At 56.2% G+C, this 25,097-nt stretch carries 23 protein-coding genes and 5 pseudogenes; 17 read left to right on the top strand and 11 right to left on the bottom strand.

Annotated features, from left to right (window positions below):
- Positions 1–565 precede the first annotated feature (565 nt).
- From ACR0AM_RS15260 to ACR0AM_RS15245, 4 genes are all read right to left on the bottom strand, one after another.
- The gene (locus ACR0AM_RS15260; RefSeq protein ID WP_480520765.1) at positions 566–766 is read right to left on the bottom strand and encodes a YgaP family membrane protein; all 201 of its coding nucleotides are present in this window, start codon (positions 764–766) and stop codon (positions 566–568) included.
- A gap of 65 nt (positions 767–831) precedes the next feature.
- Positions 832–1,473: a Crp/Fnr family transcriptional regulator gene (locus ACR0AM_RS15255; protein ID WP_480520767.1), complete on the bottom strand. Its 642-nt coding sequence runs from the start codon at positions 1,471–1,473 to the stop codon at positions 832–834.
- A 399-nt stretch (positions 1,474–1,872) separates the two neighbouring features.
- Positions 1,873–2,757: an amidohydrolase family protein gene (locus ACR0AM_RS15250; RefSeq protein WP_480623366.1), complete on the bottom strand. Its 885-nt coding sequence runs from the start codon at positions 2,755–2,757 to the stop codon at positions 1,873–1,875.
- The gene (locus ACR0AM_RS15245; protein WP_480623365.1) at positions 2,754–3,755 is read right to left on the bottom strand and encodes a nuclear transport factor 2 family protein; all 1,002 of its coding nucleotides are present in this window, start codon (positions 3,753–3,755) and stop codon (positions 2,754–2,756) included. Before ACR0AM_RS15245 ends, ACR0AM_RS15250 begins: the two co-directional genes overlap by 4 nt.
- 160 nt (positions 3,756–3,915) lie before the next feature.
- Between ACR0AM_RS15245 and ACR0AM_RS15240 the strand changes: the two genes are divergently transcribed.
- The 15 genes from ACR0AM_RS15240 to ACR0AM_RS15170 all read left to right on the top strand — a co-directional run bounded on the left by ACR0AM_RS15240 (position 3,916) and on the right by ACR0AM_RS15170 (position 19,092).
- Positions 3,916–4,965 (top strand): ABC transporter ATP-binding protein, encoded by a 1,050-nt coding sequence (locus tag ACR0AM_RS15240; protein WP_480484721.1) that lies wholly within the window; start codon positions 3,916–3,918, stop codon positions 4,963–4,965.
- Positions 4,966–5,048: 83 nt separating this feature from the next.
- Positions 5,049–6,275: an ABC transporter substrate-binding protein gene (locus ACR0AM_RS15235; protein ID WP_480520773.1), complete on the top strand. Its 1,227-nt coding sequence runs from the start codon at positions 5,049–5,051 to the stop codon at positions 6,273–6,275.
- A gap of 65 nt (positions 6,276–6,340) precedes the next feature.
- Positions 6,341–7,369: a carbohydrate ABC transporter permease gene (locus ACR0AM_RS15230; RefSeq protein ID WP_480520775.1), complete on the top strand. Its 1,029-nt coding sequence runs from the start codon at positions 6,341–6,343 to the stop codon at positions 7,367–7,369.
- Position 7,370: 1 nt separating this feature from the next.
- A complete protein-coding gene (locus ACR0AM_RS15225) occupies positions 7,371–8,252 on the top strand; it encodes a carbohydrate ABC transporter permease (RefSeq protein ID WP_480477928.1) in 882 nt (293 codons plus the stop codon).
- A 179-nt stretch (positions 8,253–8,431) separates the two neighbouring features.
- Positions 8,432–9,460, top strand: a complete 1,029-nt coding sequence (locus tag ACR0AM_RS15220; protein WP_480623364.1) for an ester cyclase — start codon at positions 8,432–8,434, stop codon at positions 9,458–9,460.
- A gap of 132 nt (positions 9,461–9,592) precedes the next feature.
- Positions 9,593–10,123, top strand: coding sequence for an ester cyclase (locus tag ACR0AM_RS15215; protein WP_480623363.1), 531 nt, complete (start codon positions 9,593–9,595; stop codon positions 10,121–10,123).
- Between the two features lie 11 nt (positions 10,124–10,134).
- Entirely contained in the window at positions 10,135–11,475 is a 1,341-nt protein-coding gene (gene hisD, locus ACR0AM_RS15210; RefSeq protein ID WP_480623362.1) for a histidinol dehydrogenase, read from the top strand.
- A gap of 83 nt (positions 11,476–11,558) precedes the next feature.
- On the top strand, positions 11,559–12,608 hold the full coding sequence (locus ACR0AM_RS15205) for an ester cyclase (protein ID WP_480623361.1): 1,050 nt from the start codon (positions 11,559–11,561) through the stop codon (positions 12,606–12,608).
- A 1-nt stretch (position 12,609) separates the two neighbouring features.
- Positions 12,610–13,377: an SDR family NAD(P)-dependent oxidoreductase gene (locus ACR0AM_RS15200; RefSeq protein ID WP_480623360.1), complete on the top strand. Its 768-nt coding sequence runs from the start codon at positions 12,610–12,612 to the stop codon at positions 13,375–13,377.
- Positions 13,377–14,396, top strand: coding sequence for a LacI family DNA-binding transcriptional regulator (locus tag ACR0AM_RS15195; protein ID WP_480623359.1), 1,020 nt, complete (start codon positions 13,377–13,379; stop codon positions 14,394–14,396). The genes ACR0AM_RS15200 and ACR0AM_RS15195 overlap by 1 nt, the downstream gene beginning before the upstream one ends.
- The gene (locus ACR0AM_RS15190; RefSeq protein WP_480623358.1) at positions 14,393–15,367 is read left to right on the top strand and encodes a nuclear transport factor 2 family protein; all 975 of its coding nucleotides are present in this window, start codon (positions 14,393–14,395) and stop codon (positions 15,365–15,367) included. Before ACR0AM_RS15195 ends, ACR0AM_RS15190 begins: the two co-directional genes overlap by 4 nt.
- Positions 15,368–15,518: 151 nt before the next feature.
- Positions 15,519–16,481, top strand: a complete 963-nt coding sequence (locus ACR0AM_RS15185) for a cupin domain-containing protein (protein WP_480623357.1) — start codon at positions 15,519–15,521, stop codon at positions 16,479–16,481.
- Positions 16,482–16,583: 102 nt separating this feature from the next.
- Positions 16,584–17,708, top strand: coding sequence for a cobalamin-independent methionine synthase II family protein (locus ACR0AM_RS15180; RefSeq protein ID WP_480623356.1), 1,125 nt, complete (start codon positions 16,584–16,586; stop codon positions 17,706–17,708).
- Entirely contained in the window at positions 17,705–18,400 is a 696-nt protein-coding gene (locus ACR0AM_RS15175) for an alpha/beta fold hydrolase (protein ID WP_480623355.1), read from the top strand. Before ACR0AM_RS15180 ends, ACR0AM_RS15175 begins: the two co-directional genes overlap by 4 nt.
- Positions 18,397–19,092 carry an RraA family protein gene (locus ACR0AM_RS15170; protein ID WP_480623354.1) on the top strand — a complete coding sequence of 232 codons (696 nt, stop codon included), beginning with the start codon at positions 18,397–18,399 and terminating at the stop codon, positions 19,090–19,092. Before ACR0AM_RS15175 ends, ACR0AM_RS15170 begins: the two co-directional genes overlap by 4 nt.
- A 66-nt stretch (positions 19,093–19,158) precedes the next feature.
- On the opposite strand, the pseudogene ACR0AM_RS15165 reads toward ACR0AM_RS15170, so the two are convergent.
- From ACR0AM_RS15165 to ACR0AM_RS15145, 5 genes and pseudogenes are all read right to left on the bottom strand, one after another.
- A pseudogene (locus ACR0AM_RS15165) lies at positions 19,159–19,233 on the bottom strand (IS6 family transposase); the annotation flags it as partial.
- 52 nt (positions 19,234–19,285) lie between these two features.
- A pseudogene (locus ACR0AM_RS15160) lies at positions 19,286–19,987 on the bottom strand (IS6 family transposase).
- Between the two features lie 95 nt (positions 19,988–20,082).
- On the bottom strand, positions 20,083–20,706 hold the full coding sequence (locus tag ACR0AM_RS15155; protein ID WP_480623353.1) for a class I SAM-dependent methyltransferase: 624 nt from the start codon (positions 20,704–20,706) through the stop codon (positions 20,083–20,085).
- 9 nt (positions 20,707–20,715) lie between these two features.
- Complete coding sequence (gene pssA, locus ACR0AM_RS15150) at positions 20,716–21,462, bottom strand: CDP-diacylglycerol--serine O-phosphatidyltransferase (protein WP_480623352.1); 747 nt, start codon at positions 21,460–21,462, stop codon at positions 20,716–20,718.
- Between the two features lie 12 nt (positions 21,463–21,474).
- Entirely contained in the window at positions 21,475–22,149 is a 675-nt protein-coding gene (locus tag ACR0AM_RS15145) for a phosphatidylserine decarboxylase (protein ID WP_480623351.1), read from the bottom strand.
- A gap of 321 nt (positions 22,150–22,470) precedes the next feature.
- Between ACR0AM_RS15145 and ACR0AM_RS15140 the strand changes: the two are divergent.
- A pseudogene (locus ACR0AM_RS15140) lies at positions 22,471–22,790 on the top strand (transposase); the annotation flags it as partial.
- A gap of 232 nt (positions 22,791–23,022) precedes the next feature.
- Here the strand turns inward: ACR0AM_RS15140 and ACR0AM_RS15135 are convergent.
- Positions 23,023–24,045: an IS110 family RNA-guided transposase gene (locus ACR0AM_RS15135; protein ID WP_480623350.1), complete on the bottom strand. Its 1,023-nt coding sequence runs from the start codon at positions 24,043–24,045 to the stop codon at positions 23,023–23,025.
- A 78-nt stretch (positions 24,046–24,123) separates the two neighbouring features.
- Between ACR0AM_RS15135 and ACR0AM_RS15130 the strand changes: the two are divergent.
- A pseudogene (locus ACR0AM_RS15130) lies at positions 24,124–24,484 on the top strand (IS3 family transposase); the annotation flags it as partial.
- A gap of 75 nt (positions 24,485–24,559) precedes the next feature.
- Here ACR0AM_RS15130 and ACR0AM_RS15125 read toward each other — a convergent pair.
- Positions 24,560–25,008, bottom strand: a pseudogene (locus tag ACR0AM_RS15125) (IS6 family transposase); the annotation flags it as partial.
- Positions 25,009–25,097 lie beyond the last annotated feature (89 nt).

Below are 25,097 nucleotides of genomic sequence, written 5' to 3'. Positions count from 1 at the left end.
CCTGCAAAAGGCCGACGCATTGCCCCATCCGGTACGCCTGATCACCTCACTCGAGCAAATTGACAACACAGAGCGCTTTGACGCCATCGTCAATCTGGCAGGTGAGCTGGTGGCAAACGCGCATTGGACGCGTCGGAAACGCGCGCATCCTGCAGTCTCGGGTCGTGATGACGAAAGATTTCGTCGCACTGATCCGCAGGCTGGATCAAAAACCATCTTGCCTAATCACCGGTTCCGCCGTGGGCTGGTATGGGCCGCGGCAAGACGAGATCCTCACCGAAGACGACACCTACCACCCCGTCTTCATCCATGAGGTGTGCGACACATGGGAGCGCGCCGCTGCGCCAATCGTGGGTATGGGCATCCGGGTTGTGCAACTGCGTAGCGGTCTGGTGCTAGGGGTAGAAGGCGACATGCTGGCCCGAATGCTGACACCTTTCGAATTTGGTGCCGGTTGTCAGCTGGGGGATGGACAACAGTGGATGCCCCGAGGAACGCCGCGCCCGCCGCACAACGCCGGAACCCAGACGAATCCCAGTGTTGCGCGAGGCAAGGGTAGGACGTGTTACGGCTTGGCTTGCTTGTTGGTGCACAGACCCAGAAGCGCATAAATCGGGCAGAATTTCATGAAGGCCGTCAGCACAAACACAGCTCCAAGCCAACCCCAGGGGCCGATGGTGCCGGTCAGTGCCAGAAGGATCAGCACGCCACCGAGGATCAGGCGCAGAACCCGGTCGACAGAACCAACATTAGACGTGAATTGCATGGTCGAATCTCCTTGATTATCTGGTCCAAGATTCGCTGTTTTCCAAACCGTGTTATGTGACGAGGTCACACAACTCCCGTTCTGGCATGGTGGTGCAGGGCTGGGCGATCCTGCAGATAAATCACACCTCGCTCAAGCCTGACCCATCCCCGATGTTCAAAATCCTTGAGGATACGGGACATGACTTCGCGTGCGCTGCCCAGTTCGGCCGCAATGCGCTGGTGCGTGGTGCGGATATCGCCCGAATGTGCGCCTTGATCCAAAAGCCACTGCGCCAATTTCAGGTCCATCCGGTTAAGTAGAAGATCATCGATAACCTCGGACAGTTCAACAATGCGTTGTGAAAACGCCATGAAGACCGCACCTCGAAATTCTGCATCTGTGGCCAGCAACGTGTTGAACTTGTCCCGCCCGATGGCCAGCGCCGTCACCGGCCCCTCGGCATAACCGAACCCTGAATAGGGGATGTCCGACAACATGCACGAGGTCGTCATAACGCAACTGTCGTACGGGCCAACCCGATAAAGAACAACGGTCCGCCCTGACGGGCTGGTTTGTTCCACTCGGACGATGCCCGAACGAATGATCAAAAACACCTCACCGTAAGCGCCCGGTGCAAACAGTTGGTATCCGTCTGGTATGGCCAGACGACTTCCTTCGGACTTGAGCCGGTCGAGAATTGCCTGGCTCCAGTTCTGTTGGGTCACTGCTTTACCTCCGTATCACGCTCTCTTCCGGGTTTTTTGCCTTGGGACCCTCGCGGGCAAACCCAATTAATCTGTGACGAACCCATCTGCACAGGATCAATGTTGAAGATTCTGTCAATTCAAGCCTTGAATACCAACACCTCATGGGTCCGAAACGAGCTCCATTATCTTTTGGAAGGCTTCCCCATTCCTACGGGTTCCCCGGAACGACTGTCCCCGTTGCGTTTGAGTGCCGGAACGTCAAAGTCATCGCTGTCAGATGGGCGGAAGTCGAGATGACTCCTGAGAGCCGATTACCGGCCTAACAACTGGCGGGAAAATCGCCTCTCCAGCTCCGTCTGTGCAGTTCTCAAAGAAATCTGCGACAGAACCTTATTGTTTCAAGGATGAATAGCATTCTCAGGGCATCTTGAGATCATAGAAGTGTGCGGCGGTTTCTCTGAACACAGCCGATTGGGCCTCAGCCGGAACCAGATCACGGTAAGCCTGTACCAGCGATGTGTAATTGCCATAGAGTTTGTCGACCGGGAAATTCGAGCCAAACATGACCCTCTTTGGTCCGAATTGTTCAAGGCAAATCTCCACGATCGGGCGAATACTCTCAGGCGCCCAGTTGTGATCGAACATGCCCAGACCTGAGAGCTTGCATGAGACGTGCGGCAGATCGGACAGAGCGCGCAATCTTTGAGCCCAGCTTTTCAGGCCCGCCGGAGTGCGGTCATATGGTGATCCGGCATGGCATAGAGCGACTCGTGTATTCGAGGCTTGCGCGAGAACTCGGGTGGTTTTTCCGATCAAATCAGGAATGAGCTGCAGATCAAAGCTGAGGTCACGCCGTCCAGCCTCATTCAGTCCGTCCAGAAACCGCGGATCGTCCAACAGGAAATTGGTTCCCGTCTGCGCGTCCTCTCCGGGTGCGCGCCCGACGATCTGGCGCACACCGCGTACAGTTGGAAGGGCCTGAAACGTATCAAGCTGGGCGTGTAGGTCAGCCGAGGTCAGGTCACAGAACACAACCTGCGCCATTGGCCAGTCTGGATTGGTTTCGGCGACAGCTTGAACCCACCGGGCTTCGTCCAGACCGTTTTTGGCCCCCACCTGGATATGGATCGAGGCACCGACTCCGCAGGGCGCGGCTTCGGACCGGAACTCGCGCAGTAGATAATTCCGTTGAATCGGCGTCGGGTCGCCAAAGAACCTTTCCACCCCGCGCGCCATCAGCCAGGGGTAGTTTACAGCTTCAAGGTCCCAAAGGTGGTGATGGGCATCGATCCAGCCGGTCATGTTCGCGGTACTTTCGACATGCGCCCCAAAATATCGACACCCTGTTGTTTCCAGAAGTGCAGCAGGTCAATGAAAACCCAGTTCTCGGCCAGCTTGTCACCCGCGCGACGATAGATGTCGATCACACGGAATTCACCGGCCTTGCCTGTGGCGGGCATACCCATGAACCCGCCGGTGGGCCGCGCCGTGAAATTCGGCCAGCCGAAAAAGCCGCCATAGTGACCCTCAGCCAAGCGGCAAATGTGCTTGGTCTTCGAGCGGTCCGTTAAGGATGCGCGGAACGGGCCTGAGTGCTGCTTTGCATAACGCTCAATCGTATAGGTCGCACCGATCCCGGCGGGCCCCCACCAAATCATGTCTTCGCTCCATGTCTGGCGCAATTCTTCCTCAAGGCTCAAGCCGCTGTTCCATTGGCCGAGATCGGAAATCATGGCATTGATCGTGTCGAGAGTTTTCTCGCCTTCTTCGGCAGGCTGCGGGCTGAACATCAACCCGTCATGCGTCATCGGTCCGGGTTGAACCAGATGGGCTGCAGTTTGAGGCGGGAAGGGCTGCAACCCGACCTGCATCATGAAATGCGGGATGTCGAAATACATCGCCGTTTCGGCGATCTTGCCATTCTCGATCTTGTTGAACTCACAATAGCGCAAAAACGCCATCTTGACCGTGGGGGCGATGCCCAGCCACGCATTGTCGAACAGGCCCATCAGATGCCCCATTGAAACAACCCAGACCGAGGTGAATCCGTCCATCTCGTTTTTTCCGGCCATGAACACGTCCATCCGGCGCTGCATTTTCCTTAGACTTTGCTTCAGGGGACGCCAGAATGCCTGTGCTACGTCATGGGTGCCCCGAAGCTCATCAAACGGGTGGAAACCGCGCCACAGGTAGTCTTCTGTGCAGAACTCAGACAACGTGTTGGCGATATCCGATTCTTTTACGCTGCTGAGCGCCGTGTAGTAATCCAAGATGATCGATTTTTGGATTTCATAGGACATTATTATTTTCTTTCAGTTCTTTAGTCGCTGCCAAGGGGCGAATTGCGAGGAAGATGAAGTCGGCTTTTGCACACGCATGCAAAAAAAGCTTGCCAGATGTTTCTTTTGTTGTCTATGGTTTTGCAAGCGTATGCACTACGAGTGCAACAGGGAGGACAGAATGGCCGAAATTCAACTTCGCAATGTTGGAAAGCGTTGGGGATCGTTTGTCGGAGTTGACAATTTCGACCTGACAATAGCCGACAAGGAATTTCTGGTACTTCTTGGGCCGTCAGGTTGCGGAAAGACCACGACAATGCGCATGATTGCTGGCCTCGAGGACGCATCTGAGGGCGATATCCTGATCGATGGTGCCCGAGTAAATGACATGGAGCCCAAAGACCGCGATGTTGCGATGGTGTTCCAGTCATACGCGCTCTATCCGAATATGAATGTATATGAGAACATTCGCTTCCCGCTGAAAGTTCGCGGTATTGACCCTGCTACCCATGACGAAAAAGTGCGGCGCGCTTCGGCCATGGTTGAGTTGGATGACTTCCTGCACCGCAAGCCAGCGGAATTGTCTGGTGGTCAGCGTCAGAGGGTTGCCTTGGCTCGTGCCATAGTGCGCGAGCCGAACGTGTTCCTTATGGACGAGCCACTATCCAACCTTGACGCAAAACTGCGCGTTTCCACCCGCGCACAGATCAAGAACCTCAGCCACGAATTGGCGGTCACCACGATCTATGTCACCCACGACCAGATCGAGGCTATGACACTGGCTGATCGGGTGGTGATCATGAAACAGGGTGTCGTGCAACAGGTCGGTACTCCGGTCGATATATATGACACCCCCGCCAACACCTTTGTCGCCAGCTTTATCGGCAACCCGGCAATGAACCTTGTCGATGGCGAGGTTCAGGGTGGCGTGTTTCGCGCCAAAAGCACTGAGGTACACGGGTTGAACGCGCCCGACGGTCCTATCACGCTGGGGTTTCGCGCCGAGGACGCCAATGTTGTGGAAAGCGGCGGCGAGATCAATGCACCGATCTATACACAAGAGCTGTTGGGCGACAGCACCATGGTCTCGGTTCGGATCGGTGGTGCGCTGGTCTCGGTCAAGGCCGACAAAACCTATCGGGCCGAAATCGACGATCAGGTCTCGATTCATATCCATACCGACCACTGCCATCTGTTTGATGCGCAAACTGGGGCTCGCCTGGAAGGCTGAGAACCGCAAACGACACCCGTTGGGACGGGGTAACCAGGGTGCAGACTTCGAAGATGCACCCATCCATCTAGGGAGGAATATTGATGTTTCTGAAGAATATTGCATTGGCCGGCTCGGTAGCCGCCTTTGCCGCAAGCGCAGGATATGCCTGCGAAATCGGCGCACGTGTCAACATAGTCGGTAATGAATTTGCGGCCATCCAGGCCGTCGCAGCCGGAGCAAAGGAATGCACCGGAGCGCCGGTAGAATCCAACCTGACATCCGAGCACCAGACCATCAACGTGGCTGGCCTGTCAGGCAATCCGTCGGAATACACAACCGCAATCATCGCCAATAGTTCGGTTGTGGCACTGATGAACGAAGACGTTATTCGTCCGCTCAATGATCTGGTGGAAAAATATGGCCAGGACCTGCAGCCTGGGCAGCTGATCAAGATTGGCGACAACATCATGGCCGTCGCCTTTATGGCGAACGCGCAGCATCTGATGTATCGCAAGGATGTTCTGGAACAGGCTGGCGTCGAAGTGCCGACCACCTATGAGGAAATGCTCGAGGTGGCCGAGGCCATTCGTGCGCAGGGCATCATGCAAAACCCGGTTGGTGGAGCCTATGCATCGGGTTGGAACCTGGCGCAGGAATTCAACAATATGTTCCTTGGCTATGGCGGCAGCCATTTTAAACCCGGTACGGCGGAACCCAACGTGAATTCTGAGGCCGGTGTCAACGCCCTGAACATGATGAAGGCTTTGTCGGAATACATGAATCCCGACTTCCTGACGCATGACTCTAATGCCACCAATGCCGAATACCGCGCTGGCAACGTTGCGATCATGAATATGTGGGGCTCGCGCGCATCGCAGCAAACCACTACCGAAGGTGTGCTACAGGAGGTGATCGATGGCCATGCGATTGGCGCTCCGCTGACGGTTGGCGGCGGCACCACACCAGCGACGACCCTGTGGTGGGACGGTTGGACTGTCGGAAAAAACATTCCGGATGAAGAAGCTGAGGCCACGTTCATTGCTATGAAGCACGGCATCCGCCCGGACATGCTGAATGATGAAACTACGCCTCTGGCAGTCTGGCTTATCGAAGGTTACCAGCCTGGTAAAGATGCCCAAGGTGTGTTTGCGGCAGCCAAGATGGGTACACTGCCCTATCCGATGTTGCCTTACATGGGCTTGATGCACACGGCGCTCGGCAACGAACTTGCGGACTTCATGCAAGGTAAGGAATCAGCCGAGCAGGCATTGGCCGATGTCGAGGCTGCTTATCGGGCTGCCGCCATCGAGCAAGGTTACCTTCAATAAGATGTGCCTTGTGCGGGCGTTCTTGAACGGCGTCCGCACAAACACACCGATGAGAGGATTGCAACGTGCGCCATAAGACATTCCTTTGGTTCTTCTTGCCCACAGGTCTTGCGATGTTGTTGTTCATCGCCATGCCTATTGTCTCGGTGGTGACCCAATCGATTTTCGCCCCGCACCCGGCCGTTCTGTTGGAGGTTGAGAACTGCACCCCGCTTATCGGATGCACAACCGAGACCACTGTTGATCAAGCGGCCACTGCGGCCCTTCGCGCCGAGCAACCTCTGGGCCGGTTTGTGGGATTGGACATTTACTTTAATCGAGGCCATCTGGCGACACAGGAGTTTGGTCAAATCTGGGCCTCGAGTGACAATTGGGGCGAGTTTTTCTCGGAGCTTGGGAATTTGCCCTTTTATCGGGCAATGGCGTTTACGCTGACCTTCGTAGCTGTCGTGACACCGCTCACAATTGTATTGGGGCTGTTGATTGCGTTGGCGGTCAACTCCTTGCACCGGCAACTCAAGGGTCTGATGATCTTTTTCTCTCTTCTGCCCATGATTGTGACCCCGCTGATCGGCTCGCTCATCCTGTTTTGGATGATTGACAGTCGCGGGGTGATCGGAAACGCCCTCGTATATCTGGCCGGAGATCCGAATTTCAGCCTAAAAGCCTCAACAGGGCTGATGTGGGTAGCACTGATGGTCTATGGTGTTTGGCACGCCGCTCCTTTTGCCTTTGTCGTGTTCTATGCTGGTCTGCAAACCTTGCCCCAAGACCAGATCGAGGCTGCCCAGATCGACGGGGCTACGCGCTGGCAACAGGTCAAATTTGTGGTTGTTCCCCACCTCATGCCTCTGGTCACATTTGTTGCGCTGATCCAGTTGATGGATAACTTCAAGGTGTTTGAACCTATCATCGGCTTCAGCGCACAAGCGCATGCGCAATCACTCAGCACCTTCATCTTTTACGATCTCGGTGGCGAGACTCGGCAACTGTCTTCCGCTGCCGCTACCTCTGTGATGACGATAATCGGGGTCGCCATTCTTCTGTCGCCCGTGCTTGTCCGCACCTGGCGCGATTTCAAAGGAGCGAGATAATATGGCCAGCCGCGCACAAAGAATGCCTACAAGCCTTCGGATCGCCTCGTCCCTGTTTGTGCTCCTTTGGTTTATCCTGGCCGCCTTTCCGTTCCTTTGGACGGTTTGGGGATCGTTCAAGGTCGAGCTGGATTTCTTCTCGATCGCTGACTGGACCAACGCCCTGACCGGCGCCCGAACCGAAGCGGTTTATGGCTCGCCGTTCACCACCACCGGATATGAGGGCGCATGGATTCAGGAAGAGTTCTGGCGCAATGTTCTGAACACTGGGATCGTGTGTTTCTTTGTAGTTACCATCTCGCTGACCATCGGAACGTTAGGGGGTTACGCCCTTTCGCGGTCAACCTATAACTACACATTTTGGCTTTTGATCACGGCGTTGATTTTCCGTGCAATGCCGCCAATCACTCTGGTCTCAGGATATCTTCTGCCCTTCTTTGAATGGAATGTTTGGGGGATTCTTCCGACCACCATTATCGTGCTGGTGGCAATCAACCAGCCGTTCACCCTGTGGATGCTGCATTCCTTCTTCAAGAACATCCCAAGCGAGTTGGATGAAAGTGCTAAGGTCGACGGATGCAACCAGTTTCAGGCTTTCCGACGCGTGATCATTCCGGTGATGTGGCCGGGTGTCATTACCACCGGGCTGTTCTCCTTCCTGTTGGCCTATAACGATTTTGCTGTGGGCGCGATGCTGCTGTCCGAAAGCAACCGCACAATGGTGCCTGCCATCGCCGCCTTCCTCGGTACAACACAGACTGAGGGCAACGTGATGTTTGCTGTTGCGGCGGTGGTTTCAGCCACAGTTCCACTGTTCCTCCTGGTGATGTTCTTCCAGCGTCAGATCGTGGGCGGCCTGACCGCCGGGGCTGTGAAAGGCTGACACAAATGGGGCGCACTCATCCTCAGTCCGTATCTGCCCACGCGCACGCAGCCAGCCTGAACTTGGCTGCGCGCGGGGCCCGTCGGCCGGGACGAATTCCATTTGCTTTGATGCGCGCAGGTCCTCGTGCCAGCACACCGTCACAGCGAATAGGAACACGTTCTAAAAAGGAAAGCGCCATGAACAATCGCGCAAATCGCCCAGCGATGGGTATTGCTACCGGAACCACGTTTGAAAACAAACAGCTTTATCGTCAGTTTCTCGAAAGCTTTGATAAGGGCCTCGGCGAGACCATGGAGACGGCCGCCAGCGAGATTTTCGCCGCAACGGCCACTACCGAAGCGAGCCATCCGATCAATGCAGCCCCCGATGGCAACGGCTACGTCAGCTCTGTCATCTTTGCGATATCAGAGGCGTTCGAGGGGCTCACCCGTCGGAACTATGTGGTCACGGGTGGCGAATACCTGGGAAGCGAGTGGGTCACCTCAACCGGGTATTTCCATGGTCATTTCACGCGACCGCTTTGTGGTATTCCACCCAGTGGCAAACTGGCATTTCTGCGGTTTGGTGAATTCCACCGAATGGAAGATGGCAAGATCGTCGAATCCTATGTCTTCCTCGGCTTTGCAGAACTGATCATCGCACTCGGCCTCTGGCCTTTGAACCTACAGGGCTATGAAGGTGTCGTGCCGGGTCCGGCAACTCATGACGGCATCGTCATTGGGCCATCAGACCCAGCACAGTCACGCGCCACAGCAGATCTGGTCGAGGACATGCTAATACAGCTGACGACCGAAGACCAAAGCTGGCGACCTTATTGGGATGACCGAATGGTGTGGTACGGTCCCGGCGGGCTAGGCTCTTATGCGACAGTGGATGCGTTTGCCGGCTTCCAGTCCCCTTTCGAAAACACGTTCGAGGGCTGGGGCGACGGCACGGATGCAGGCGTCACCGGCGTTGGTTCGAATTGCAAGGCCGGGGATGGCGACTATGCGTTCCTGTGCGGCTGGCCGCAGATCACCGGCGTCCACGTCAAACCCTTCCTGGACCTGGAGCCAACGGGAAAGCGTGTTTTTATGCGTGACTGCGACTGGTGGCGCTGCGCAGACGGCAAGATCATCGAGAACTGGTGCATGCTCGATATTCCACATCTGCTGTTGCAACTGGGTTACGACCTTTTTGCCGAAATTTCTGAACAGACCCAATGAGCTGTTCTGCCAGACATAACGCCATTGCGCGCCACCCGGCGCTCAACCGGATGCCAAGGGATTTTCTGACAGCAGGCTGACCTTCCCAGTCGACACAGAAAACCCCTTGGTAACCATAAAAGGAAAAAACACATGAAGGGCTCCCGCCCCGAACAGGCCGTGCTGACCAAAGACACGGACATGAGCAAGACAACCGAAACCCGCGCCGTGATCGAGGGCATGGTCGATGGTTTGAATGATCACCGCATCGACGATATCGGCGAATTCTTCGCCGAAGGGTTCCGCTGGATCGGCAACCAGGGCTGCGGCACCAAAACTGGGCTCAAGGAGTTTCAGAACAACTGGCAGCGCCCGTTCCAGGCAGCATTTTCTGATAAGACCTGCATCGACGAGGCCCGACTTTACATGGGCGAGTGGGCTGCCGCTTTTGGCCGACAGGAGGCGACTCATTCGGGCGAGTTCTTGGGCATCGCGCCCACCGGCAAGCGGGTCGAGATCCGATATATGGATTTCTGGAAAGTCGTCGACGGCAAGATCGTTGACAACTGGGTGAACGTCGATTTCGCCCATGTCGCCGCGCAGCTTGGCGTTGATCTGTTCAATGGCGAAGGCTGGGAAGCATTTGACCGGGGAGAAAAAACTCCACCCCGGCCCGAAAACTGAGGATAGAGACAATGGCTATTGAATACCTGAAACGCGGCAAACCAGAAGCTGACCGAGCAGAAGACGATGCCAAAACCCGAGCTGTTGTCGAGGCAACGCTGGCGGATATCGAAACCCGCGGCGATACCGCTGTGCGTGAGCTGTCAGAGAAGTTCGACAATTACTCGCCGGAATGCTTCCGTCTAAGCCAGGATCAGATCGACGAATTGATCAACTCGCTGACTGAACGCGAACTGGCCGATATCAAATTCGCGCAGAAGCAGGTGACGAACTTTGCGCAGGCACAACGCGACTCGATGCTGGATATCGAGGTTGAAACTCTGCCAGGAGTGATTTTGGGTCACAAGAACATCCCTGTGCAGTCGGTTGGCTGCTACGTGCCGGGCGGCAAGTTCCCGATGGTGGCATCGGCGCATATGTCGGTCGCAACAGCAAAGGTTGCGGGTGTTCCGCGCATCATAGCGTGTACCCCGCCGTTTCAGGGCAAACCCAATGCGGCCGTAATCGCAGCGATGCATCTGGGCGGTGCCCACGAGATCTACGTGATGGGTGGGATCCAGGCCATCGGCGCCATGGCGATCGGGACTGAGACCATTGATCCGGTTCACATGCTGGTTGGCCCCGGCAACGCCTTTGTGGCCGAAGCCAAGCGCCAGCTGTTTGGCCGCGTCGGTATCGATCTTTTCGCGGGTCCGACCGAGACGATGGTCATCGCCGATGAAACTGCTGCAGATGCCGAGCTTTGTGCGACCGATTTGCTGGGACAGGCCGAGCATGGCTATAACAGCCCCTGCATTCTCGTCACCAACTCGCACAAGCTGGCCCAAGAAACACTGAGCGAGATCGACCGTATCCTCGGAATCCTGCCCACCGCAGGTACCGCCAAAGTCAGCTGGGAAGAATATGGCGAGGTCATCGTCTGCGACAACTATGACGAGATGCTGCAAATGGCCGAAGACATTGCCTCCGAGCACGTTCAGGTCATGACCGACCGCGACGACTGGTTTCTGGAAAACATGACCTGTTATGGCGCGCTGTTCCTGGGGCCGCGCACCAACGTGGCCAACGGCGACAAGGTGATCGGAACCAATCATACACTGCCGACCAAGAAGGCCGGGCGCTATACTGGCGGGCTCTGGGTCGGCAAATTCATGAAAACCCACAGCTATCAGAAAGTTGTCACTGATGAGGCCGCGGCGATGATCGGCGAATACGGCTCGCGCCTGTGCATGCTGGAAGGCTTTGTCGGCCATGCCGAACAATGCAACATCCGCCTCCGGCGTTACGGGGGCATCAACGTGCCCTATGGTGAAGGCGCACCATATCGCGAGACGGCCGAGGCGTCCTCGTAAGCGGGACGAATCTTGCGCCCGGAATCGACCGTGGCGCTACAGAATTTTTTGGATAAGAAGTTAACACGATGCGAGATTTCGCAATGGATACTCACTCTACCCACAAGGCCCTGATCGCGCCCCTGCGCGAGGCTATGTATAAATTCGACGAAGCTGGGGCACGAGCTGCGCTAGAGGCAGTAATCGCGCCCGATGCTGCCATCCACATGATGTATCCATTCGGAGATCTGACCGGCCCGCAGGAACTCTATGACACCTGTTATACGCCGATACTAAAATCCATACCCGATCTTGAGCGTCGCGACTGGATCGTCATGGGTGGTCGGACAGAACAGGGCAGCGACTGGGTCGGCTGCGGCGGCCACTACTTCGGCACCTTTGTCGCCCCCTGGCTGGACATCCCGCCGACCGGGCATTTGGTCCATATGCGGTTCCACGAATTCTACCGTTTCGAAGAAGGCAAGGTTGTCGAGATCCAGACACTCTGGGATATTCCCGAAGTCATGATGCAGGCGAATGCCTGGCCAATGGCCCCGTCTTTGGGGCTGGAGTTCTGCATCCCCGGCCCGGCGTCTCTGGATGGCGTTGTATCCGGACCGTGGGATGAGGTGAAATCTCTGGCCTCGTGCAATCATATCGTCGACATGCTGAAACATCTTGAGAAACACCCCAGCCAGGGTGGGCCCGAAGTGATGGAGATGGAGCGGTTCTGGCATCCGCGCATGAACTGGTACGGCCCCGCCGGGATCGGGACAGCGCGCGGTATCGCGGGATTCCGCAACTGGCACCAGATTCCCTTCCTCAACGGAATGCCCGATCGTGGCCAGCACGCTGACGAGATTACCTTTCATTTTTTTGGTGATGGCGACTACGCCGCTGTGACCGGCTGGCCGAACATGATCCAGACCGTCACCCATGACGGCTGGATGGGGATTGCGTCTTCGGGCAAACGGATCACTTTGAAGTCACTTGATTTCTGGCGTCTGGAAGGTGGGCTGATCCGCGAGAATTGGGTGTTGGTCGATCTGCTGGACGCGTATCGGCAATTGGGCGTAGATGTTTTTGCCCGACTGCGTGAATTCAATAAGGCGCGTGTACCGGGCACCATCCCATTCCCGGTCGGCGAGGTCTGATATGCCACATTTTCCCAGCACCCCCAGTTTCGACCTGAGCGGCAAGCGAGCTTTGGTCGCCGGAGCCTCGTCGGGCATAGGCATGGCCTGCGCTGTGGCGCTGGCGGAACATGGTGCTGAGGTCACTTTGGCGGCGCGCCGTGCTGGTGCGCTGCAGGATATTGCAAAAGATATGTCGGCGCAGGGATGGTCTGCCGGGGCTCTGGAACTGGATGTTTCGGACGTGGCGGCAACCGCTGAAGCTGTAGCGCAAAATGGGCCGTTCGATATTCTGCTGAACTCAGCCGGGCTTGCCCGACATGGCAAGGCCGTGGAAACACAGCCTGAAGATTTCGATGCGGTGATAGGCGTCAATGTCAAAGGTGCATATTTTCTGACCCAGGCTGTTGCCAAAGGCCTGCTCGACGTCGGTCGTCCCGGCTCACTGATCAATATCTCTAGCCAGATGGGCCATGTTGGTGGTCGCGAACGCGCGGTTTATTGTGCGTCGAAATTCGCGGTTGAAGGCTTCACCAAGGCGATGGCGCTTGAGTTCGGACCGTCAAAGATCCGGGTTAACACGATTTGCCCCACCTTCATTCTGACGGATCTGACAAAGTCGACTTTCGACGATCCGGATAAGCGGACCTGGATTCTGGACAAGATAAAACTGGGTCGCCCGGGAGAGATTGAGGACATCATGGGGGCGGTGGTTTATCTGGCCTCGGACGCGTCGGCGCTGGTGACGGGCACGGCATTGATAGTTGACGGAGGTTGGACGGCAGACTGATGGCGACACAAAAAGTTACATCACTGGAAGTTGCCCGTCTCGCCGGGGTCAGCCAATCTGCGGTCAGCCGTGTGTTCACCCCCGGCGCGTCGGCGTCGAAAAAAACCGTTGAAAAGGTGCGCAAGGCGGCCAAGGAACTGGGCTATCGCCCGAACGTTCTGGCCCGCGCTGTGGTGTCCGGGAAAAGCCGGATCATCGGGCTTGTCGTGGCCTATCTGAACAACCAGTTCTATCCCGAGGCGCTGGAGAAGCTGACAAACACGTTACAGGAACGTGGATACCACGTGCTGATATTCATGGCTTCGCATGAGTCTGGAAACATCGACAATGTGGTCGAAGAAATACTCGACTTTCAGGTCGAAGGGATCATCGCCGCTTCGGTGGCTTTGTCCTCGGATTTGTCCGATCGCTGCCGAACGGCCGGTATACCGATGGTGTTGTTCAATCGGGCACAAGATGACACGGCAATGTCGTCAGTTACATCCGACAACGTTGCCGGTGGTCGAAAGGCGGCTGAGTTCCTGTTGGCAGCTGGGCACCAAAAGATTGGATATATCGCCGGGTGGGAAGGAGCTTCGACCCAGCGTGACCGCGAAACAGGGTTTGTTGCCGCCTTGCAGAAAGCCGGGGTTACGCTGCACGCCCGTGAGGTAGGAAATTTTTCGACGGAAGAAGCCCGGCAAGCCACGCTGAGGATGTTCGAAGCCGATCCGCCTGATGCTGTGTTTGTCGCCAACGATCACATGGCCATTTCCGTGATGGACACGCTGCGGTTCGAATTAGGGCTGAATGTTCCGGGCGACGTTTCGGTCATCGGGTACGACGATGTCACTGTCGCCTCATGGCCAGCCTACAACCTGACCACCATTCGACAGCCTGCCAATCGCATGGTCACCGAAACTGTCGATATTCTGCTTGGCAAGATTGCAGACCCCGATGCCGGCCCGCGTCGGGTCGAGATTGACGGACCGCTGATTGTTCGAGGCTCCGCCCGCATACCTGAAGGATGGAAGACATGAAGGGATTTAATCCTAAATTCAAAGACTTTCCCGATTACATAATAGGAATCACCAAAGAAATCTGGGAAGATCGCGGCATTGCGACGCTGCACGACTACTATGCCCCGGACATCGTCGTGCGTTCGCCTGGGTCGGTGGTTATCGGAAATCAGAATGTCATTGCTGCCACTATGGCGACCCTTGCAGAGTTCCCTGATCGTACACTGTTGGGCGAGGATGTGATCTGGTCGGGAACGCCGGAAGAGGGCATGCTGTCGTCGCATCGCCTTTTGTCCACCGCGAGCCATCTCGGTGACGGTGTTTATGGCAAGGCGACTGGCAAGAAACTGATCTACCGCATTCTTGCCGACTGCCACGCAATAAACAACCAGATCAACGATGAATGGCTCATCCGCGACCAGAGCGCGATCGTGCAGCAGATGGGCTGGGATCCCAAGGAATACGCCCGCGATCTGATCGCGCGCGAGGGTGGGCCAGACGCCTGCGTGCAGCCCCTCACGCCCGCGAACGATAGGCCCGGCCCCTATAAAGGCCGTGGCAATGACAGTGAATGGGGCCAGAAATACGCGGATATCCTGACCCGGATCATGAATGCCGATATGAGGGTGATCGAGGCTGAATACGATCGCGCTGTTCTGTCAGAATATCCCGGCGGCACGACCGGCCACAGTTGGGGGCCGGTTGATAGGCTCTGGATGGGTCTGCGCGCAGCGTTCCCACGTGCCGAATTCAAGATCCACCATCAGATCGGCCGTGACGACCCGATGATGCCGCCGCGCGCCGCGATCCGCTGGTCTTTGCACGGCAAGCATGACGGCTGGGGCGTGTTCGGCGTGCCCACAGGGGCCGAGGTCTTTGTGCTGGGCATCAGCCAGGCCGAGTTCGGTCCGTGGGGTCTGCGCAAAGAATACACCTTGTTTGACGAAACCTCGATCTGGAAACAGATTCTGCTGAAGACCGGTGATCTCTAGAATGTCGAACCGTATCTCAAATCTGGATGCCGGGCAGGCGTTGCGGCGGTACCACGCCCATCGCGCCAGCCTGCGCGCCCGGCGGCTGAACAATCGCCCGCCGGGTGGTTTGGATTGATTTCATCAAACCCAAATCAAAAGGAGAAAAGATATGAGTACCATCGAAAGCCGCATCGTCCGTTATGGCGAACTGAAGCCTTGTAAAACCGCGTTCATCGACGCCCACACGCCAGGTTCAGACCAGAAAGAGAACTTTACAATCATTGGCGGCGGCGTCAGCGAAAGCCCGGATCAGCACGTCCACATCACCGACAAGATCGGGTTCAACATCGGCGCAGCGGGGCAACCGCCGAAATGCCGCAACTCACTGCACAGTCACACTACCGCCGAGGTGTTCTTTGTTGCTAAAGGTCGATGGCGGTTCTTCTGGGGTCGTTATGGCACGGCGGGCGAGTTCATCGCTGAAGAAGGTGACATCTTCAACATCCCGACCGGCATCTTCCGCGGGTTCGAGAATGTCGGCCAGGACTATGGCATGATCATGTCGATGTTGGGGGGCGACGATGCCGGTGGCGGCGTGACCTGGGCGCCTCAGGTGATCGAGGGCGCGCAGGCCCATGGCCTGGTGCTGGGCAACAATGGCGTTCTCTATGACAGCAAGAAGGGCGAGGAACTGCCGCACAATGTGCAGCCCATGCCATTGCTGACCGAGGAAGAACTGAAAGCCTATCCCGAGGTTCCCGTTGAGGCGGTGATCGGCAAATATGTCGCCCGCTACTGGGACCTGATGGCGCTGGCGGCGGACAAGCCTGCGGTTGTGATCGGTGAAAACGGCCTGATCAAGGACAAGCCAGGGTTCGAGGTTGATTTCCTGACCCGTGGCTCGGCCGTGGCCGAACAGATCAAGGCGGACAAACCCGTGGTTCTGATGCCGGCCAGCGGCCATTGGCGCATCAGGATCAATGAGGTCGAGACCACCCTGTCCAACGGCGACACCGCACTGGTTCTGCCCGGCGAAAGCTACAGCGCCGAGCCGTCGATGACCGGAGAAGCGGGGCTGTATCGTATCACCGCAACCGACGATCCGGCAGGCGCGACCTGGACGGGTGCATAAAGCCAAAATTGCGTGTCCCGGTTTCATTCGGGGCGCGCTTAGCGCATCCAGCGCCGGGTTTCCAGCCCGGTGCTGGATCAAGATTTGGAAGGAGATGAGGACATGACCCGCGTATCAACCACCCATGTGGGAAGTCTGCCACGAAATCAGAAGGTTGTTGATTTCATCTTTGCTCGCGAGCGAGAGGAACCGTTCGATCAGGCTGCATTTGACGCCTGCATGACCGCTGCCGTCTCCGAGACCGTGCGGAAACAAGCCAAGGCTGGGGTAGATATCGTCTCGGACGGTGAGACCTCAAAGATTTCTTACGCCACTTACGTCAAGGACCGGTATACCGGTTTTGCAGGTGACAGCCCGCGCAATGCGCCTGCGGACCTCAAAATGTTTCCCGGATATCTGCAACGTCTGGCGGATGATGGCGGCACGCCCCAATATGCGCGGCCCATGTGCGTGGGCGAGGTGCGCTCAATAGGGCAAGTTGAGCTGCAGAAGGACATAGACAATCTCAAGGCGGCGATGACCGAACACGGGGTCGCGCGCGGTTTTATGAACGCCGCCAGCCCAGGGGTAATTTCCCTTTTTCTGCAGAATGACTTCTACCCAACGCGCGAGGCCTATCTGGCCGCGCTGGCCGACGCGATGAAAGAAGAATATGAGACCATCATTGGTGCGGGTCTGGATTTGCAGCTGGATTGCCCGGATCTGGCCCTGTCGCGGCATATGCTGTTCACCGATCTGTCCGACGACGAGTTCGTGAAAATCGCCAACATGCATGTTGAGGCATTGAACCACGCATTGCAAAATGTCCCAGCCCACAAGGTGCGCGTCCATATCTGCTGGGGCAATTACGAGGGGCCACATTGCTGCGACATCGGCATGGACAAGGTGTTTTCGACGCTGATGTCCACCAAATCTCGCTATGTGCTGTTCGAAACCTCGAACCCGCGCCACGCGCATGAATGGACGGTATTCCGTGACCGCAAGGGTGAAATTCCGGATGACAAGGTTCTTGTGCCCGGTGTGGTGGACACCACGACCAATTTTGTCGAACACCCGGAACTGATTGCTCAGCGTATCGAGCGGTTTACGAAAATCGTGGGACTTGAGCGTGTAATCGCCGGATCGGACTGCGGCTTTGGCACCTTTGCCGGCTTTGGTGCGGTAGATCCGGATATCGCCTATGCCAAGTTGGGCGCACTTGCCGAAGGGGCTGCCCTGGTCAAATGACGCCACTTGTCCTCCTGCCCGGAATGATGTGCGATGCGCGGTTGTTCGCTCCGCAGATTGACGCTTTATCAGGCAAATACCCGATCCTGTGCGCACCAATCGGAGGCCATGAAACGATGCAGGCGCTGGCCGCCAATGTGTTGGCCTATGCGCCCGAACGTTTTGCTCTGGCGGGGCTCTCGATGGGCGGCATCGTGGGAATGGAAATCCTGCGTCAGGCACCGGACCGTGTGGCTGGTCTGGCATTGATGGACACGAACCCACTTGCTGAATTGGACGAGGTCAAAGCCACGCGCAGCCCTCAGATTGAGGCCGTCGGACGTGGCAACCTGCGCAAGGTTATGGCCGAAGAGATGAAACCGAACTACCTGACGGACGGTCCGCGCCGCGCCGCCATTCTGGATTTGTGCATGGACATGGCCATGGATCTTGGCCCGGACGTTTTCGTCAATCAATCCAAAGCCCTGCGTGATCGCCCTGACCAGAGCAACACTCTGCGCAACTTCACCGACACAGCACTCATTCTCTGCGGGCGCGACGATGGCCTGTGCCCCGTCTCAAGGCATGAGTTGATGCACGAGCTGATGCCACAAAGCCGGTTGGAGATCATCGAAAACGCCGGCCACCTGCCGACATTGGAACAACCGCAACAAACAACGGCGGCCCTGATCCGCTGGCTGGAGATGATATGAACCAATCCTTGCTGGACCTGCTGAAAAAGGTCGACACTCCGACTGTTTGTAACGCAATCGAAGTGGCGCAGGGCAAGCGCGGATTCAATGAATTCACCCGGGGCACGATGTTATGTTCTGATCCCGATGCGGGCGCGATGGTGGGATATGCCCGTACCGCGAAGATTGCCGCCGTGAACCCGCCGTCAGAACCGCCTGAGGAGATCCGCCAACGTCGGATGAACTATTACAGGCATATGGCAACTGGGAGCGGCCCGGCTGTCACCGTGGTTGAAGATTTGGATTATCCAGATTGCCTCGGCGCCTTTTGGGGTGAGATCAATACGACGGTCCACAAAGGTTTTGGCATAAGTGGTGCGCTGACCAACGGCGTGATGCGGGACCTCGGCGACCTGCCGGATGGATTCCCGGTGGTTGCCGGGTCTGTCGGGCCAAGCCACGGGTTTGTGCACGTAAAAGAGATTGGCACACCGGTGACAGTCTTCGGCCTTGTAGTCAAGGATGGCGATCTCGTGCACGCGGACCGGCATGGCGCGCTGGTGATCCCGCCCGAAGTCGTGGGCAAGCTTGAACGGGCGATCATCAAGTTGCTTGAAACCGAAAAACTGATTCTGGATCCCGCCCGCGCAACCGGGTTCGATTTCGATGCCTTCGAAAAAGCATGGGCGGCGTTTGAAGCCTCTCGGACTTAAACTTGGGACCGTCTGGGTCTTCCGCAAGTTTCTTCGAGAACTGAAAGGATGGAACTAGAGAGGCGATTATCCTACCAGTTGGATAAACTGCTGAAACGGGCGGAGCCCAGGCGTGAATTGACCTTTGTGGATTATGTTGACCGGCATTGCCAAGTCATCAGAAGTGGATTGGAATAAGCGTGAGACCGCGCAATCAAGCCGATAGCCCGGTAGCATAACCTTGCCACAGCTTGAACGCGTCGGCTCTGACATGGCGGTAGGAGAGAGTGGAAAGGCGATAGCGGCGGGGACAAAAGATCGTATTGATTTGGTTATGGGCGACGAGAAATCGTTGCTCTTAGGTTAGTGATTTGAACCGACCCATCATCTTTTCCCGCTTTCGCGTCGGCCGGTGTGACCCATCGATCCGGTTGTTGAGCCCCTTGTGCGCCCGATGGTCGGCGCCCGGCGCGATGACCTTGAACGGCTTGGTATATAGCTACGCAGCTTGTCCGTGATAACGACACGTGGTTCGCCATAGGCAGCAACCAATCGACCGAAAAAACGCTTTGCGGCTTTGGCATTGCGGCGAGGCTGGATCAGAATGTCGAGTACATCTCCATTGCCATCGATTGCACGCCACAGCCAATGTTTCACGCCGTTGATCGGGACGACCACTTCATTTGTCGTGCGGCTGGGGCCGGTCTCGTCGGATACAATCGGCAAACTGAGACCCTAAACGGTTCACCCAAAGGCGAATGGCTTCGCGGCTGACGATCACGCCGCGCTCCCCCAACAAACCCTCCACATCTGCCTAGCTGAGCGCAAACCGATGATATGCCCACGCCGCATAAGCGATGATTTCGCGAGGAAAACGGAAGCCTTTCAGCCGCAGCAATGAAGTCGGTATGGTCATGTTACGCGCTATCCGAAAAGGACAGCGCGATCAACTTGGCAATGCCTGTTGCTCAATTCCTAGTTTGTGGGCCACGAGAATTGTTGACAAGGCCGTTATGAAAATGCTGTTTTCGTCAAAACCAAAAAGGTCATCATCCCCAGCGGTGGCAGGGTTCTTTGCTCTCCGACGGTCAGTGCGTCCTCTTGCAGTACTTTGTCGATTTCGAAATCAGAATGCCAACCAATTGTGTTTGCGAGCGGGGCAAAAAACCGTTCAAGGGACGCAATCAATCCCCGCTTTCGTTGGAAATGGTTGGTGATTACCACTCTGCCGCCTGGTTTGCAGACCCTCGCTATTTCTGCCATCACTTTTTCCGGTTCGGGAACGACGGACAGCACATGCATCGCCGCAACCGTATCGAAGTGGTTGTCCGGAAAATCAAGCGAGCGGGCATCCATTTGCCGCAGCTCCTCGACGTGACTCAGTGATTGGGCTTCCACTTTGTCGCGGGCCTTTTTCAGCATCTCCTCGCTGAAATCGATCCCTGTCACCTGCATCTCGGGCTTGTAGTGTTCCAGTGACAGACCAGTGCCCACGCCGACCTCCAGTACTTTGCCCGGGTGTCTATTGATATAGTCAACCGCGTGCTGCCGCCCGACACAGGTTATGGCTCCAAACGTCTTGTCATAGACAGGTGCCCATCGAGCATAGGAGTTTTGAACGGCTTTGATGTCCATATCAGGTCCTTAACGGTTAGAAGAGACTTCCTTGCCACGCCAGGCCCAGGCAACCGTTCCCACATATCCAATGCAAAGCGCGATCAGCGTGACCCAGGGATAGGTCAGCAGCGCCGCGCCAACAACAGCGACCCCGATGAGAAAGTATTTTGCATTCTCGCGCGAGATCCGCGTCGTCTTGAAAGACCAGGTTGGTATCCGGCTGATGAGCAGCAGACCGATGACCACCATGTAAAGACAAATCAATATGCCGGGCAGCAGCGGGGCATCTGCAAAAGCGAAGGAAACATACATTGGCAGCATCACCAACAGCGCCCCCGCAGGGGCCGGGACCCCTTTGAAATAGGCATCGTTCTGATCACAGGCTTCGGATTTGCTACCCACGTTGAAACGGGCAAGGCGCATCACGCAGCATACCGCATAAAACAGGACGGCAAGCCACGCTGCGTTTTGAATATCCTGCAAGGCCCAAAAATGAAGAACGAGCGGCGGGGCCACTCCGAAGTTCAGAAAATCTGCGAGTGAATCAAGTTCCGCTCCGATTTTGCTGTCACTGCTGAGCAGGCGCGCAATACGCCCGTCCAACCCATCCAGCACGCAAGCAGCAATAATGAGCTGCACCGCAAGCACGTAATTGCCCTGTACACCAAATCTGATCGCCGTCAGGCCCGCGCATATAGCTGTTATGGTCAGCGCGTTGGGCAACAAATGGATCAGCGCGAACCCGGTCTCTTCCTGCTTAGATGGTTTTGCCACAGATCCCACCACCTATTTTTGTTCAGGTGTGCGCAAACTAGCTAGGACGGTTTCGCCCGCAATCATCGTTTGCCCAACACGCACCTGTGGCTCGACACCGTCAGGAAGATAAACATCCAACCGAGATCCGAACCGGATCAATCCAAACCGTTCTCCGGTTTGCAGTTTGTCACCGGGTTTTACGAAGCAGACGATCCGTCTTGCAACTAGGCCCGCAATTTGAACAACAGCCAGATCCCGACCGTTTGCCATACGAATACGCAAGCTGTTGCGTTCGTTGTCGGCACTGGCCTTGTCCAGGGATGCGTTGAAAAACTTGCCGGGGCGATAGGCAACAGCGGCAATCTCACCTTCAACCGGCGTTCGGTTTACATGGCAGTTGAAGACGCTCATGAACACGCTGACACGGGTAAGCGGCGCGTCGGGCATCCCAAGTTCGCTCGGAGGTACCGCCGCTTCGATCAGCGAAACCACCCCGTCCGCCGGGCTGACGATCAAACCCTCTTCCGTCGGCGGCACCCGTTCCGGGTCGCGAAAGAAATAGTAACACCAGATCGTGAGACCGACGCCAATCCAACCCAGAATGTCAGAAAGCAAAAACAGGCCGACAGCTATTGCGGCAAAGATTGCGACAAACCGAATACCTTCAGGGTGCATCGGTTTGATGAACGTATCGCGCATGCGCATCGCAAGCTTTCCCCCGATCAATTTATTGCACTTTCATAGGAGGATTGGTGAGGAACGCAAGTGTGACGAGCGCAGTCAGTTCATCCTTTGACGATATCTGATGCACAAACCTGTTTCGGCCAGTGCCGTCGCTTCTGGCCGACGATGCGTCCCTTATTCCAGGTTGGTCGAAATATGCGGACGGCTGGTAAGTTTGGGGTCGTTTACTCTGATCCACCAATCCGCCATCCTGTTCCAAGTGGCAATCCAATTTTACTGAACGCAGTGAGCCTCCCCTACTGAACTGGTCCACCGTTATGCTTAGGAAACGGAGGACCACGAATGGCAAACAAGCGACCGAAGCCCGAAGAGATTGTCTCGAAGTTACGGCAGGTTGAAGTTCTGATGGGGCAAGGCATGTCCCGTCTCGATGCGATCAGACAGATTGGCGTTGTTGAACAAACCTATTACCGCTGGCGAAAGAAATGAGCCGTTGAACGCGCCATAGGTTCGAGCCCAACGGCGAATGCGGAATGGGTGTAGATCAGTTGAAAGAACTGAAGCGGCTTCAGAAAGTGAACGAGCGGCTGAGACGCGCAGTTTCAGATCTGACGCTGGACAAATTGATCCTGACGGAAGCCGCAAAGGGAAATGTATGGTCCGCCCACGACATGCAATCTCAGATTTCGATGCGCTGAACAGTTGCGTCAATGTATCCGGCCTCCGTGTGGAGCGTTCAGCTCCGGGCCTTGATGGGTATCCGCTGCCGCATATTGCTTGATACTAGCTCGGCCGAAACTGGCCAGTTTCCCTCTTCAGCATCTATGGGTGGCGGATCGTTGCAGCGCCATCTCCTCTCACATCGCACATCATTCTTGGGCCTCAGGCTTACGTTTAAGCCGGAAGCGGTCTGTATTCCGTTTCATTGGCCAGTACAGACCAGGCAATTCTCGCCAGCTTGTTTGCCAATGCTACAGTGGCAACATTCTTGTGGGTTCGTTGTTCGAGGTCATCGAGCCAAGTCCCAATCTGATGCGTCGAACGGTTCCCGTTCATTTTGAAGCTTCGAGCGCCATGGATGAACATTCGGCGCAGGTATGTGTTCCCGCGCTTTGTGATACCGCCCAATCTGGTCTTGCCGCCGGTCGACATCTGCCTGGGCACCAACCCGAGCCAAGCAGCAAAGTCCCGCCCTCTTCCAAAGGCTGATCCGTCTGCGACGGCTGCGACCGTGGCCGTAGCGACCAACGGCCCGACACCCGGTACTGTCATCAGGCGTTGGCACGCCGGATCTTTCTTGGCGAGAGCCTCTAGTTCTTGCGTGAGGTTCCGAACGGCTGCATCTGTTGACTGCCATTCTGCCCAAAGACCCGAGATTAGGGTTCGCATGGCTGGCGACACGGCTGTGTTCTCTTCTTCTAGAAGGTTCTGAACCACACCTCGCAATCCGCCACGCCCTTGGCGCATCGTAATCCCATGTTCGACCAAAAGGCCTCGGATTTGGTTGCTGACAGCAGTGCGACGGCCGACCAGGCGATCCCGCACGCGATGAACGGCCTGCAATTCTAACTGCTCTCGTGTCTTGATCGGAACGAACCGCATTGTTGGTCGTTGGACCGCCTCGCAAATTGCTTCGGCATCAAGGAAGTCATTCTTCTGAGTTCTGAGATATGGCTTCACATACTGCGCTGGCATCAAACGCGCATCATGGCCCATTTCTGTCAGGGTACGACCGATGTAGTGAGCACTGGCACAAGCTTCCATACCAACCAAACACGGTGGCAGGGATCGAAACAGTGCGAACAGCTGTGGCCTTGTATACTTTCGCCGTTTCACGACGCGCCCTTGGACGTCCATCGCCACAACGTGAAACACATTCTTGCCGAGATCGACTCCGACGACTGCAAACTCTGACATGATCCTTTCCTCCTCGTTTGATCTATGGAGAGGATGACTTATCCGGTCGCTCCCCGGAAAGGGCGGACCATCCCAATACTACTGAGCCCCTCTCGTCGTCGTACATGCATCGATCATGTCCGCTGCCAGCTCAAAGTATCTGAGCGACGCGCCTGCCGCGTGCTTGGACAAAACCAGTCTGCGAAACGGTGTGTCCCATTAGGTCGCGCAGACGAAGACCGACTGGTGGCCGACATTATCGAGCTGACCCGTCAATACGGGCGATATGGCTATCGCCGGATCGCTGCGCTGCAGAGAGAGGCTGGATGGTCTATCAGCGATGGGTGGATTGAACGGAGAGCCATTGATGCGCCATTGTTTCGAGCACAACGGCGAGCGGCGACGAGAGGGGCTGAAAGTGCCAGTGAAACAACCGAAGAAAGGGCGGCTCTGGCTGAACCCTCTCGGGACATTGCTGCGCAAGGTTCTGTCGCAAGTTCCTTGGCAGGCTGAGGAGATGGCGCAGGTGGATCTATTATCCCGCCAATTTAACAAACTGCTGAAACGGAGAGAGTCCGGGCGTGAACTGACCTTTGCGGATCATGTTAACCAGTTCGATACCAGCTAGGGCAGACGCAGCTGACGAGAAAGACTTGAAACCCAATATGGGCCTGATCCGACATTTGATGAAGCAATGGTCTTGTTCAATGATGTTGTTGAGTTACTTCCGTCTGACCGTCTCAATAGGTACCGAGCAACCAAAGCCTTTCAGCATCTTGTTTTTTGCTTTGACGCCAGCAGTGTTGGCCCGCTTTAGTCGATGACAATCTTCCGTGGCAATCCGTTTACCTCAAGCGCACGAGCGAAGAACTTTGTTGCAGCAGCTTTGTTCCGGCGTTTGGATAGCATGAAGTCCAGGGTCTTGCCGTATTTATCGATGGCCCGATAGAGATAAACCCACTCACCCTTCACTTTCACATAGGTTCTTTAATTGAGCAGCAGCTCTCGGTGATTTTATTCTGGTATCGACCACCTGCAAGGTTCTTTCCGAAGTCATCCAACTGGCGCTTCAT

It is taken from the genome of Ruegeria sp. AD9, from assembly GCF_056542305.1.
This window is presented reverse-complemented; position numbering and strand designations above follow the sequence as displayed.